The following is a 12,992-nucleotide window of genomic DNA, read 5'->3' as shown; positions in this document are numbered from 1 at the left end:
TCACCACTCCAGGAGCGACGACATGACCCGCGCGGTCGTCCTGTTCACCGCCGATCTCCGTCTGCACGACCATCCGCCGCTGCGCGCCGCACTCGCGGCGGCCGACGAGGTGGTTCCGCTCTTCGTCCGCGATCCCGGGATCCACGCGGCGGGCTTCGACGCCCCGAACCGCGCCGCGTTCCTCGCCGACTGCCTGGCGGCCCTGGACGCGTCCCTGAGCCGGCGCGGCGGCCGGCTGGTCGTGCGCAGTGGTCCGGTCGACCAGGAGGTCGGCGCGGTCGCCACCGAGTGCGGTGCGACGCGGGTCCACATGGCCGAAGCGGTGACGGGCTACGGCCGCCGGAGGGAGGCGCGGCTGCGCGGTCATCTGGAAACACTCGGCGCGGCCCTCCACGTGCACGACGCCGTGACCACCGCCGTCGCGCCGGGGCAGGTGACGCCCGCCGGCTCCGACCACTACGCCGTGTTCACCCCTTACTTCCGCCGCTGGTCCGTCCAGCGGCTGCGGGAGGTCTGCCCGCCGCCGCGCACCGTGTGCGTTCCGGACGGGGTGCGCGGCGAGCCGCTTCCGTCCCGCGACGCGCTGTCCGGCCTCTCGCCGGGTCTTCCGGCGGGCGGGGAGAAGGCGGGCAGGGAGTGGTTCTCCCGATGGGCGCGGTCGGGGATGGCCGCGTACGAGGAACGGCACGACGATCTGGCCGGCGACGCGACGTCCCGGCTGTCGCCCCACCTCCACTTCGGCACCCTGTCCGCATCGGAACTCGTCCAGCGGGCCCGCGCGCATGGTGGTCCCGGGGCGGAAGCGTTCGTACGGCAGCTGTGCTGGCGCGATTTCCACCATCAGGTGCTGGCGGCGCGCCCCGAGGCGTCCGAACGGGATTACCGCACCAGGCACGACCGCTGGCGGAACGAGGAGGAGGCGGCCGAGGACATCGCCGCGTGGCGGGAGGGCCGAACGGGCTATCCGGTGGTCGACGCGGCCATGCGCCAGCTACGCCACGAGGGCTGGATGCACAACCGGGCGCGGCTGCTGGTGGCGAGCTTCCTGACCAAGACTCTGTACGTGGACTGGCGGATCGGCGCTCGGCATTTCCTCGAGCTCCTCGTCGACGGCGACATCGTCAACAACCAGCTCAACTGGCAGTGGGCCGCCGGCACGGGCACGGACACCCGTCCGCACCGGGTTCTGAACCCGGTCGTCCAGGGCAAACGCTTCGACCCGCGAGGAACCTACGTACGCCGCTGGGTCCCCGAACTGAGCGACGTGGACGACCGGTTCGTGCACGAGCCCTGGCGGCTCCCGGAGGAGGTGCGGGCCCGCCTCGACTACCCCCGGCCGCTGATCGACCTCTCCGAAGGGCTCGCACGTTTCAGACACGCTCGCGGCCGCGACTGAGCGGCCGCGGCGGGAGGATTTCCGCCTCGGCTTCGAGCGCGCCGGTCCGAAGTGCCGTAAGCAGAGCCGCGATCGACGCATCCGAGCAGGGGTACTCGGACGAACCACTGGTGTGCCGGTGACCGGGAGCGACGAGAGCGAGAAGAGATTGTGCATGCGGGGACTACGGCCGACCGTGGCCGCACCACTCGCCGACGACCCGCTTACGGCCGGCGACGCGGCCCGAGCAGTCGAGGCGGAGCTCGGGCGCGTCCTGGACGCGGCGCTGGGACGGGCCCGCGACGCGGACCCGGTGTCCGCCCGTGACATCGCCGACCGCGTGGCCTCTTTGGTTCTGCGCGGCGGGAAGCGGCTGCGCACGGCGTTCGTGTGGTGCGGTTGGCGGGCCGCCGGCGGCTCGGGGGACGCCACGTCGGTTCTGCGCACGGGTGCGGCCCTCGAACTCCTCCAGGGATGCGCCCTCATCCACGACGACCTGATGGACGGATCACCGCTGCGTCGTGGCGCGCCGGCCGTACACGTGGACCTCGCCGGCTTGCACGAGGACGCACGCATGGCCGGGTCGTCCGAGGCGTTCGCCACCTCATCGGCGGTCCTCGCCGGCGACCTGGCCCTGGCCTGGGCGGACGACCTGCTGACCGAGACGGCACTCGGCTCGCCGTACGGGGCGCGTCTGCACCGCGAGTGGCAGGCCATGCGCGGCGAGATGGTCGCCGGCCAGTACCGGGACCTCCACGCGCAGGCAACCCGTGCGTCCGGTGTCGACGAGGCGGTGGACATCGCCACGCTCAAGACCGCCCTGTACACGGTCGAGCGTCCGCTGGCGCTGGGGGCGGTACTGGCCGGCGCCGGGACGGCGGTCCTGGGCGCGCTGCGCCCGGCCGGACGGTGTGCGGGGCTGGCCTTCCAGCTCCGGGACGACCTTCTCGGCGCCTTCGGTGACCCGGCCGTGACGGGCAAGCCGGCCGACGAGGACCTGCGCACCCGCAAGCTCACCTACCTGCTGGCCATCGGCTCCGGGCTCGCCGAGGCATCCGGTGACCTGGAGGCCGCGGACCTGCTCGCTCCGGGCGCGCCGTCCGTGTCCGACGATGCCGTGTGCCGGATGCGCGCGGAACTGGAACGGACGGGGGCACGGGCCGCGGTCGAGTCCAGGATCGCGGAGTTGGCCGGGGCCGGCCTGCGGCACTTCGACCGGACCGGCGCGGACCCCTCCGTGCGTCGTGAGTTCGCGGCGGTGGTCGAGCGAGCGTCCGGTACCGCGCCCGAGCGCACCGGTGAGGCCGCGTGAGGACGGTGCCGCTCCCCCACTCCGTGCGGCCGGGCGATGGTTGGCGGGTCGTTCCGGGCGGGCCGAACCCGAGCGCACGCTGTCCGACCGGGCAGGTTCCACCTGGTGGGCCAGTGTCACGACTTGTATCCGGCGGGGGCGTCACTTCACCCGCGCACGGCCGACTCCACCGCCGCGACCGCCTCCGCCAGCCCGGCAGGACGCGGCAGGCCGGGCGAGGTCTGTCCCGCCCAGCCGGGACCGAGCGTCAGGACGACCGGCTTCCTGCGGGCGCCTCGCACGCCCCACTCGATCGCCGAGACGTGCTGGGCCAGCGGACGGCTGGCCGTGGTTCGCGACTGCGCCCACAACCCCACGGCCGCCGGCCCGGTCCTCCGTACGGCGGTGACGAGGGACTCGGCGGGCAGCGCACCGCCGAACATGCGCACGGGAAGACCTCGTTCGGCCAGCGCGCCTGCCAGCGCCTCCAGGGGAAGAGTGTGGTTCTCCGCGGGCACGCAGGCGAGCACCGCCGAGGCCCTTGAACTGTCGGCGGGCACCGGCGGCGCATGACGCCGTAGGGCGCAGGAGACGTGCCAGGACAGGAAGTGCTCGACCTCCACGTACCGCTCCCCCGAGCTTTCCCACTTCCGGCCGACCGCCTGCAGCGTCGGCATGATCACCTCCGTCCAGGCCGCGACCAGCCCGTGCTGCTCGATCGCGTCCCTCAGGAGTGCGTCCAGGGCGGTGGCGTCGAGGCGCAGGGCCGCGCGGGCGACTCCCTTGCACTCCTGGCGCACGTCGCCGAGCCCGAGGCCGGTCCCGGCCCGGCTCCGGAAGCGGGTCACCGGCCGGGGTGCAGCCGCCGCGCCCCGCGCCGGCCGGGTGTCAGGAGCACCGCCGTCCGACGGCGGCGGCATGCCCGCGCTCTCCCCGTCCTCCTCGTCCAAGGCCAGGCGGGCGGCCTCGGACGGCGGCAGTCCGGTGGCGGTCAGAGCGCACATGTGCTGCAAGCGTGCCAGGTCCCCGGGGGTCCAGCGGCGGTGCCGGCCACCGGTGTGGGCAGTGGGGCCAAGACCGTAGCGGCGGTCCCAGGAGCGGATCGTCGTCGGCGCCACGCCCAGCCGCCTGGCCACCTCGCCGGTGGTGAGTCCGCCGCCGCGCGGCCCGTTCGCCGCGTCGGTCTGCCGCTTGTTCGGGTCCATCCGGTCACCATACGACGCACAAACGACGCATGTTGCCTGCGTCCTCTCCTCTCACAAGACTCGACCGTACGAGCCGTTGGCGACGGCGAACGCCGTTCCGGCCGCTCCGCGGGCGGCCTTCCCCCGCGTACAGCGCAGACGGCAGGAGGAACAGGTCATGACCACGCACTTGCGGGACACCGCAGTACGCCACGCGGCCCCTCGCCCGACCGCCGACACCGAGGACCAACTCGTCCGTGGCCTGCTCGCCGCGGACGAGAACGCCTTCGCGGCCGTCTACCAGCGCTGGGGTTCACTCGTCCGCACGATGGCCACCCGCTCACTCGGTGACGCTCACGAGGCCGAGGACGTGACCCAGCAGGTGTTCCTGGGCGCTTGGCGCGGGCGCAACGGATACCACCCTGAGAGGGGGCCTCTGGGCAGCTGGCTCGTCGGCATCACCCGTCGCAAGATCGTCGACGCGCTGTCGGCCAGGACGAAGCGCCTCACCCTGATCGACACCGTCGCCCACAATGCCGACGGGTGGCACCACGACGACGGCTCGCCGGGCGAGGTCCTGGACCGGGTGCTCCTCGTCGACGCGCTGTCCCGGCTGCCGAGCGGCCAGCGTGAGGTGCTGTGCCTGGCCTTCTACGAGGACCTCACCCAGGCCCAGATCGCCGAGCGCACCGGCATGCCACTGGGCACCGTGAAGAGTCACACCCGACGCGGCCTGCTCCGACTGCGCGAAGGGATCGAACAGGGCCGTGCCGCGGAGAACGCCGCGTAATCGCTGGACATGACAGTGACGGTGCCGCACGTCGACGCCACGCGCCCGGTGCAACTGGCACTGTGAAACGACGTCTCACCGAACGACCTGAGCGCCCTGAGCGCCCTGCGGCACATTGCCGTGTGCAGCCGCTGCCGGCAGGAGCTGAGCCTGACGATCCGGGTCGTCGTCGGCGCCCGTGGAGTCGAGGAGCCGGACCTCCCGGCCGCTCCGCCGCGCTCGACTCCGCCCGGCGGACTCGACACACCATCGACCGCCCCTCCCGTCACCCGCCGACTCCCGGCGACCCGGTGCCGCAGAGCCTGCCGGGCCCTCGGCTCGGTCGCCGCCGTGTTCATCCACCGGCCTGACTAGGGTCCGTCTTCAAAGATCACCCGGGGTGGTAGATCATGGCGTCGTGGTACGTCGTCATGAACTCACTGACCAGGAGTGGGAGTTACTCGCTCCGCTGATACCCCGGGCCGCGACCGGGCGGCCTCGCGCGGAGGACCGGCAGGTCATCAACGGGATGGTCTACAAGATCCGCACCGGGGTCTCCTGGCGTGACCTGCCGGAACGCTATGGGCCGTGGAAGACCGTGTACACCCGCTTCCGCCGCTACGCCCTCGACGGAGTGTTCACCCGAGCCTTGCAGCAGATCCAGGCCCACGCCGCCGCGGCCGGCGACATCGACTGGCTGGTACAGATCGATTCCACCATCGTCCGCGCCCACCAGCACGCCGCCGCCACCGGCCGAAAAGGGGGCAGCGCCGACAGGACGAATCGGACGATCACGCCCTCGGTCGATCCCGAGGCGGACTGACCACCAAGATTCATCTCGCTTGCGACGGCAAGGGCCGCCCGCTCGCGCTCCTGGTGACACCCGGCCAACGCCACGACAGCGTCTGCGCACGCCCTCTGCTGGAACGAATCCGTGTTCCCTGCACCGGCCTGGGCCGGCCGCGGTGCAGGCCCGACCAGGTCATCGCAGACAAGGCTTACAGCTCCCGAGGCTTCCGCGCCTACCTGCGGAAACGCGGCATTGCGCACACCATCCCCGAGAAGACCGACCAGCGACGGCACCGGCTGAGGCGCGGTGGCTACGGCGGCCGACCGCCAGGGTCCGACCGGGAGACCTACCGGCGGCGCAACATGATCGAGCGCTGCTTCAACCGTCTCAAGGGCTTTCGCGGGATCGCCACCAGATACGAAAAGACCGCCACTTCCTACGAAGCGGCGGTCACCCTCGCATCATTCCTGCTCTGGGCAAGGTCAGTTTGAAGACGGACCCTAGAAGGGCTCGGCTGCTTGCAGGAGGCTCTGCGGAAGATACGGGGATTCGACGCGGACGGCCCAGCCGCGGCGGCGGGCGTGGCAGGCCAGGGCGAGGGCGTCGAGGTTGACGGCGGCGTCCGGGTCGGTCGCGCGGTCGGCGACCTCGTAATAGGCGCGGTGGGCTTCGAGCGCATCGGCCAGGGCCAGGTTGAAACTCTCCTCGTCGCCCTCCACGAGCTGCGACAGCAGCACGGCCGGGGGCATGGCGAAGCCCCAGTCCTTGGCCTTCTCGTCCTGCTCCAGCGCCCGCCGCGCTGCCGACTCCGGGTCGGCGCCCGTCAAGTAGGCGTGGAGCGCCTCACGGTACGCGGCGAAGGCGGAACCGTCCGGGCGGGCGAAGGCGGGTCCGGTGAGGACCAACGGGGCCAGGTCCTCGCGTGCGCCCGTGATCAGGGCGAGGGCAGTGGCTGTGTGCCAGGTGCCGGCGCCGGCCGCCTCGCCCCGCTCGGCCGGGTAGCGCAGCGTACGGCCGTCGATGGTCACCTCCGCCTCGGTGCCCGGCTCGGCCAGGGCGACGCGGAACAGGGCCGCGCCCAGCTGAGAGGCCCTCCGGAGGTTCACGAGCAGGGCGTCCGTGACGCCGCCGGGGGCACCCGCGCGCCACTTGAACATGCGTTCCTGGTCGTCCATGACCCGGTCGAGCCGCGAGACGGCGAGCGGCTTCCCGTCGACGGAGGTGAACGCCTCACGGAGGTCCTCCTCGTACATGGCCTCGGTCTGCGGATGCACGGCCCGCTCGCAGTCCGGACGCTCCACCGGCAGCGGGCCGGCGGCGAGAGCGGCGACCGCGTCCGGTCGCCGGTTCCGGCCGAACCCCGCGACCCGGGGGCCGCGGCTCTCGAAACCGGTGACCAGGGCGTGCGGGAGGTAGTCCGTTCGGACGGCAGGCGTCCAGCCCAGAGTCCGGTAGGCGAGGGCGGCAAGGGCGATGGGGACCGGCGGGAGAAGGCTGCTCGGGGAGGCTGAGGGACCGTGCAGGGTGGACTGACTGACCAGGAGGTCGGACAGCGCGGCATCGAAGGCGTCCCGGTCCTCGGCGGTCAGGGCGCGCAGCGTGCGCAGTGCCGTGCTGTGCGTCCGGTCCAGCAGCGGCTCGCCGGTCTCCTCGGCGCGGACGCGGATCCGGTCCAGGGCCGCGTCGACGGCCGCGACCTTGGCCTGTGCGCTCGGCGGGTACTCCTCGTCGTCGCCGGTGTCGTCCAGGACCACGGCCATCAGTCCTGTGGCGAGTTCGCCGGCGGGCGTTCCCTGTGCCTGCTCGGCGAATTTCTGCCGGGCGAAGTGGAATGCCTCGCCGTGCCACTTGGCCTTGTCACGGAGGACGGCCAGGCACAGCGCGTCGATCCACTCCCCGGGCGTGACGCTCTCCTCGGGGGCGTCGTCGCCCGGGTCGTAGCTCATGCCGAAGTTCACGTACTCCAGGAAGACCTGGAAGGTGCAGTGCGGGTGGTACGCGGCGTAGGCGACAGCGCCGGCCGCGGCCTCGGAGGCGTCCTTGAGTGCGGCCTTGGCTTCCGGTGTGTCGAGGTCGGGGTTGTCGGTGGAGAGGGCACCCAGGTAGTCGAGGAACTCCTCGGCTATCGACTGCCATTCGTAGGTGGCCATGCGGTCGGCCCGCGACATGGACCGCACCAGGCCTCCGATCCTGTTCGTGAAATCCTCACGTGCGGCCGACACGACGGCCCCGCCGACCTGATGACGCTCTATCCGCACTGTCCTGCTCCTTGATCAAATCTTTTGGGGACAGCGTAAGTTCGCGCGTAGGGGGCTGATCGGGGCGGGGGGTACGCACTCAGTGGTCGGAGTAGCTGAAGTCACCTACGGTCCAGGCGCTGACCTCCTCGATCGCCACGCGGTACATCCCGCCCGTCTCCGGGATTCCCATCGTGCCCTGCAGGATTCGCGCGACGTGGAAGTGCAGGTGCGTGGGCGGCGCGTCCTTCTCCACAGGGGTGTCGAAGACGGCGGAGAACTCGCCCAGGTCGGCGGAGCCCGTCAGTACTTCCGACACCCTCTGCCTCCACACGGCTTCGGGAGCCAGGCGACCGGTGAGGACAGCGCCGCTTGTGACGACGGTCAGGGACATCCGATTGCTCTGCCCGGACTCCACGAGGGCGGCGAGGGCAACGATCAACTCGTCAGGCTTCGGCATGAAACCGGATTCTATGCACCGGCTCGGGTAGGGGCACCACCGCTCGACGCGTCATACCCAGGTCTGACGCCGCGGTTCAGATCTTGGTCCGACGCCCCGCGGGGGCGGCCGAGGCATCGTCTTCAGTATGAAGAACACGACGACATCCATGCCCACCCCGGGCTCAACGATCGGCGCCCGGCTGCGCGGTGCGCTGCCTGTGGAGCGGCTGGAGGACACCGGCCTCCCCGGGCGTTGGGTGGGTGGCACGTCGATGGTGCTCGGCCCGCTCCTGATGCTGGCCGGCGCGTTGCTGCGGGCCCCCTTCCACTTCTTCTATCCCGACCAGCTCGCCGCGTACGAGCGGCATCCCACCCTGATGGCCACCGCTTATGGCCTCTTCGCCGCAGGCAGCACACTGCTCTGGCCCGCTGCGGCCGTGATGGCCACACGCATCGGGGGCCGGAGTGCCGGGTGGGGCCTGTGGGGCGGGGTTCTGGTGATGTTCGGCCTGTTCGCCCGCGCCTTCCACGCGGGCGTGGACCACCTGGCCTTTCAGCTGGTGCGTTCCCAGGGAGTGGAAGCCGCGACCGAGGCGGTCTCCGCCGGCTACGGTGCCTTCCACGTCTTCGCTGCGCTGAACTTCGCCATTCTCGCGGGATGGATCGTTCTCGCCCTCGGAGCCTGGCGCACCCGGGTGCTCGGCCCGCTCCGAGCCGCCGCACTCGGTCTCACGGCGGCGCTGCCTGTCGGAGTGCTCAAGGGGACCACGCCTCTGTCACTGGTGGCCTTGGCCGGACTGTGTGCCGGGCTGGTGCCGTTCGGCCTGGCGCTGCTGTGTGAAGGGCCGCGTCCCGGCCGGCGGGCGGTACTGCGTTGGGTGCCGCTGACCCTGGTGACGCTCGGGGTGCTGGTGCTGCTCGGACAGGCCGGCTGAGTGCACCCGAGCAGGTACGGTCGGGCCATGAAGGCCAAAGGGCAGCACCATCTGTACGCCCTCGACCTCGGCGTGGCCCTGGCCCTGACCGCCGTGTATGTGGGCTTTGCCCGGCTGACCGCCGACGATGGGCAACCCACCTACGCAGGCCCGGTCTGGCTGGGTTGGCTGATCGCCGCAGCGGTCGGCCTGCCGGTCGCCGTACGTCGGCGTTGGCCGCTCGCGGTCCTGGGGACCGTGCTCGCGGCTCTGGCCTCGGCGTCTCTCCTCGACCTCGCTCGCGAGCCCTTTTTCGCCGCCGGCCTGGCGGCTTACCTCGTCGGACTGGCCGAGCCCGCCCGCCGGTCCGTACCCGCACTCGTGGTGACGCTGCCGGTGGCGTGCGGCGCCGTCTACCTGGGCGAGGCGGTGATCACTCCCGCTGAGGACTGGCGGGGTGCCGCAGGAGTGGCCGGTCTGGTGCTGGTGGTGATCGGCGGTGCGTGGGGTGTGGGGTTCATCGTGCGCGGTCGCCGCGCCGATGCCGAACGGAACGAGCGGCGCCGATCGGAGCACGCGCTGGGCGAGGAACGCCTGCGCATCGCCCGCGAGCTGCACGACATCGTCTCCCACAACCTCAGCCTGATCGCCGTCAAGGCGGGCGTCGCCGGGCATGTGGCGGAGGCCGATCCGCAGGAGGCACGGGCCGCGCTCAAGGTCATCGAAGAGACAAGCCGTTCCGCGCTGGCCGAGATGCGGCGCACGCTCGGAGTGCTGCGCACTGAATCCGTACCCTTGGGGCCCGCGCCGGGCCTCGACCGCCTCGATTCGCTCGCGGCGGAGGCGAACGAGGCGGGGGTGTACGTCGACTTGGCGGTGCACGGGACGCACGGCCTGGCCGACGGCACGCAGCTGACCGTCTACCGGATCGTCCAGGAGGCCCTCACCAACACTGTCCGACACGCCGCCCCGACCCGCTGTCTGGTCACCGTCGAGGCGGACACCCGCGAGATCCGTATCGACATCGAGGACGAGGGCCCATCGCCGGCCCGCCCGGCGTCCGGCCGCAGGCTGCCAGGCGGACATGGCCTTCTGGGGATGCGTGAGCGAGCGATGATGTACGGCGGCAGTTTCGAGGCGGGCCCCCGGCCGGAGGGCGGCTTCGCGGTGTCCGTCCGGCTGCCTGCCGAAGGGAAGTAGCCGGCATGACCGACGAGTCCGGGGTCCGAGTGCTGATCGCCGACGACCAGGCGATGGTACGCGGCAGCTTCCGCGTCCTCGTCGACCACACGCCCGGCATGACCGCCGTGGGTGAGGCCGAGGACGGGGCGGAGGCCGTCGAACTCTCCCGCCGGGAAAGGCCGGACGTCGTGCTGATGGACGTACGCATGCCGAGACTGGACGGCATCGAAGCCACCCGGCGGATCTGCTCGGACCCGGCCCTGTCCGGTGTCCGCGTCCTCATCCTCACCACCTTCGACCTGGACGACTACGTCTACGCCGCCCTGCGCGCCGGGGCCGCGGGCTTTCTGCTCAAGGACACCGCACCGAGCGACGTCCTCACCGCCATCGGCGTGGTCGCCGCGGGCGAGGCACTGCTCGCTCCCACGGTGACCCGCCGCCTGATCGCGGAGTTCGTCCGCCGCCCAGAGCCGACGCGACCGCCGAGCCGCTCGCTGGACGCGATCACCAACCGCGAGCTGGAGGTACTCGGTCTGATCGCCCGCGGACTGTCCAACACAGAGATCGCGGAGCACCTCCACCTGAGCCTGGCCACGGTGAAGACCCACATCGGGCGCCTGCTCGCCAAGCTGCGCGCACGCGACCGCGCCCAGCTCGTGATAGTCGCCTACGAGACCGGGCTTGTGCCGGGTCCGTGGTGAAACTCAGGACTGTTGGTGAAAATCGCGGTCCCCCTTCCGTGCCCTTCGCCACAGCATTGCTGCAAAGCGGCGAAGCCGAGGTGCGGTGATATGGGCCGTCCATGTACTGATTTACGACCCGGCATCCACGGACCAGGCGGTGGAACTGCTCCCGCTCAGGAGCGAGGTGGCTGAACCGGACGGCTTTATGATCAACAGTGAACCGCCGCTTCCGCATACGCCCTCCTGTCGCCGCCCCCTTGGCGACCGCGAACATCGCCGACCGAGTGGGCCGCGTCGCGGTGCCCCTGCGAAGAAAGGTGAACTCCATGGCCCTCGGGTTGCTACGACGTCGACGTTCGCGCGGCGCCTCCGGTGCCGGAGCAAGCATCTCGGTCCCCCTGCCGCCCGACGCCGGGGCGTTCGGCCTCGAGGTCGTCGATCCCATGGGGCAGCCCATGGGCGGAGCCGAGGTCACGGTGAGCGCGGTGGAAAGCCACCGAGTGGTGACACGTGGAACCACGGACCCCAACGGCTACTTCATAGCGACGCTGCCTCCGGGCTCCTACAGCGTCATGACTGCTGCCGAGGGCCTGTCACCCGCCCGCGAGACCGTCGACATCACGACCGGGGTCGCTCTGGCGCCGACGCGCGTGGGCCTCGCACCCGCACGCCGGCTGGAGCTTCCGACAGCCGGAACCTGGCTGTTCGACCCTCCGCACACCGCGATTCGGTTCATCGCCAAACACGTCGGCATGGCCCATGTCCACGGCCGGTTCACCCGCTTCCAGGGCGGCATCCGCGTCGCACCGGACATGGCCGACTCACAGGTCTCGGTACGCATCGACGCCGCCAGCATCAACACGGGCAACAACACCCGTGACAACCACCTGCGTTCCGCCGACTTCCTGGACGTCGAGCGCTACCCCTACATCGACTTCACCAGTACCCGGTTCGCCTACCGCGGCGGGTCCAAGTGGACCCTGCACGGCACGCTCACCATGCACGGCACCAGCCGCTCCGTCGGCCTCGACACGACCTACCTCGGGACGGTCAACGGGGGCTACGACCAGGAGCTGCGCTGTGCGGCTCTCGCCAAGGCGGAACTCCACCGGGAGGACTACACCCTCAACTGGCGCTCCATGCTCGCCCGCGGCATCGCCGTCGTCGGTCCGACCATCCAGCTGGAGATGGACGTACAGGCCATGTACCGCACCCACGACACGCCCACTCCCCCGGAGTAGACACACTCCGGTCGGACGCCCTTCATACCGTGTGCTTCCGGCCGGTCGGAGCCCGGCAGAAATGCGTTGCCGCGCCGGCGCCGCGGTCGGCATGCTCCGTACCGTGATCACTGAAGACGACTCCACCGATGCCACCATCGTCATGCCGGTCAGCGTGCGCGATCTGCTGCCCCGGGACCTGCCGGCGTGCACCTGGTCCGGCTCCGCCACCCACCTGCGCCACGTGGAGGGCGAGTTGGTGCGCGCCGCGGCGGGCGAGGTGGACTACCTGGCCGTGTGCACCCCGGTCGATCTGCCGGTGGCGATCGGCGGCATCGACTACCAGGTTTCCGAGGGAGCCGGGACCCTGTGGCAGCTCGCGGTGCTCCCGGCGCTCCAGTCCCGCGGCCTGGGGACCCTGCTCGTCCGAGCTGCCGAACGGCGGATCAGGGACCGCGGGCGAAGCCGGGCGGAACTCGCCGTGGAGGAGAACAACGTGCGTGCTCGCGCCCTGTACGAGCGCCTGGGCTACGTCGCGTACGGCCGCGAACCGGACGCCTAGGACGAGGAAGGGCCCGACGGGTTGATCCGCCGCCACGAGACGATGTGCGTCCTCATGCGAAAGGACCTTTGAGCACCCGGAGCCGTCGGTGAGCGGCGTACACCCAGGTCGTAATGACATCCATTTTCATGTACTGTCTGCCTGGAGCCCACGCCCCACACCGGAGGTCCCCGTGGCCGTACCCAAACGCAAGATGTCCCGCAGCAACACCCGACACCGCCGTGCCCAGTGGAAAGCGGACACTCCGCAGTTGGTGACGGTCACGGTGGACGGGGCCCAGTACCGCGTCCCCCAGCGGCTCGCCAAAGCGTACGAACGCGGCCTGCTCCACCCCGAGGGCTGAC

12 protein-coding genes and 1 pseudogene are annotated in these 12,992 nt (G+C 71.2%); 10 read left to right on the top strand and 3 right to left on the bottom strand.

Annotation, left to right across the window (positions count from 1 at the left end):
* Positions 1-22: 22 nt before the first annotated feature.
* Positions 23-1,396 (top strand): deoxyribodipyrimidine photo-lyase, encoded by a 1,374-nt coding sequence (locus tag KUM03_RS37910; protein WP_217255152.1) that lies wholly within the window; start codon positions 23-25, stop codon positions 1,394-1,396.
* Positions 1,397-1,550: 154 nt separating this feature from the next.
* A complete protein-coding gene (locus KUM03_RS37905) occupies positions 1,551-2,687 on the top strand; it encodes a polyprenyl synthetase family protein (RefSeq protein ID WP_217255151.1) in 1,137 nt (378 codons plus the stop codon).
* Between the two features lie 146 nt (positions 2,688-2,833).
* Here the strand turns inward: KUM03_RS37905 and KUM03_RS37900 are convergent, their stop codons facing one another.
* Positions 2,834-3,871, bottom strand: a complete 1,038-nt coding sequence (locus KUM03_RS37900) for a MerR family transcriptional regulator (protein WP_217255150.1) — start codon at positions 3,869-3,871, stop codon at positions 2,834-2,836.
* Positions 3,872-4,028: 157 nt separating this feature from the next.
* On the opposite strand from KUM03_RS37900, the gene KUM03_RS37895 reads away from it, so the two are divergent.
* A complete protein-coding gene (locus KUM03_RS37895) occupies positions 4,029-4,640 on the top strand; it encodes a sigma-70 family RNA polymerase sigma factor (RefSeq protein WP_217255149.1) in 612 nt (203 codons plus the stop codon).
* 397 nt (positions 4,641-5,037) lie between these two features.
* Positions 5,038-5,900 (top strand): IS5 family transposase gene (locus tag KUM03_RS37890; RefSeq protein WP_308406496.1). Its coding sequence is split into 2 segments (ribosomal slippage): positions 5,038-5,394 and positions 5,397-5,900, totalling 861 coding nucleotides; the frame shifts between segments, so codons are not numbered across the junction.
* 9 nt (positions 5,901-5,909) lie between these two features.
* Here KUM03_RS37890 and KUM03_RS37885 read toward each other — a convergent pair.
* The gene (locus tag KUM03_RS37885) at positions 5,910-7,577 is read right to left on the bottom strand and encodes an immunity 49 family protein (RefSeq protein WP_254400428.1); all 1,668 of its coding nucleotides are present in this window, start codon (positions 7,575-7,577) and stop codon (positions 5,910-5,912) included.
* Positions 7,578-7,746: 169 nt separating this feature from the next.
* Positions 7,747-8,106 carry a hypothetical protein gene (locus KUM03_RS37880; protein WP_217255147.1) on the bottom strand — a complete coding sequence of 120 codons (360 nt, stop codon included), beginning with the start codon at positions 8,104-8,106 and terminating at the stop codon, positions 7,747-7,749.
* Positions 8,107-8,233: 127 nt separating this feature from the next.
* On the opposite strand from KUM03_RS37880, the gene KUM03_RS38800 reads away from it, so the two are divergent.
* The 6 genes and pseudogenes from KUM03_RS38800 (at position 8,234) to rpmF (ending at position 12,991) form a co-directional block, all read left to right on the top strand.
* Complete coding sequence (locus tag KUM03_RS38800; RefSeq protein ID WP_254400427.1) at positions 8,234-9,022, top strand: hypothetical protein; 789 nt, start codon at positions 8,234-8,236, stop codon at positions 9,020-9,022.
* A gap of 72 nt (positions 9,023-9,094) precedes the next feature.
* Positions 9,095-10,201 (top strand): sensor histidine kinase, encoded by a 1,107-nt coding sequence (locus KUM03_RS37870; protein WP_308406495.1) that lies wholly within the window; start codon positions 9,095-9,097, stop codon positions 10,199-10,201.
* A 5-nt stretch (positions 10,202-10,206) separates the two neighbouring features.
* Positions 10,207-10,884 (top strand): response regulator transcription factor, encoded by a 678-nt coding sequence (locus KUM03_RS37865; protein ID WP_217255145.1) that lies wholly within the window; start codon positions 10,207-10,209, stop codon positions 10,882-10,884.
* A gap of 308 nt (positions 10,885-11,192) precedes the next feature.
* Positions 11,193-12,107: a YceI family protein gene (locus KUM03_RS37860; RefSeq protein ID WP_217255144.1), complete on the top strand. Its 915-nt coding sequence runs from the start codon at positions 11,193-11,195 to the stop codon at positions 12,105-12,107.
* Between the two features lie 91 nt (positions 12,108-12,198).
* A pseudogene (locus tag KUM03_RS37855) lies at positions 12,199-12,720 on the top strand (GNAT family N-acetyltransferase).
* A gap of 100 nt (positions 12,721-12,820) precedes the next feature.
* A complete protein-coding gene (gene rpmF, locus KUM03_RS37850) occupies positions 12,821-12,991 on the top strand; it encodes a 50S ribosomal protein L32 (RefSeq protein ID WP_217255143.1) in 171 nt (56 codons plus the stop codon).
* Position 12,992: the final 1 nt, after the last annotated feature.

It is taken from the genome of Streptomyces sp. AC602_WCS936 (genome assembly GCF_019049125.1).
Classification (GTDB): Bacteria; Actinomycetota; Actinomycetes; order Streptomycetales; family Streptomycetaceae; genus Streptomyces.
Note: the sequence above shows the minus strand (reverse complement) of the source record. Positions and strands in the feature narration are given on the sequence as shown.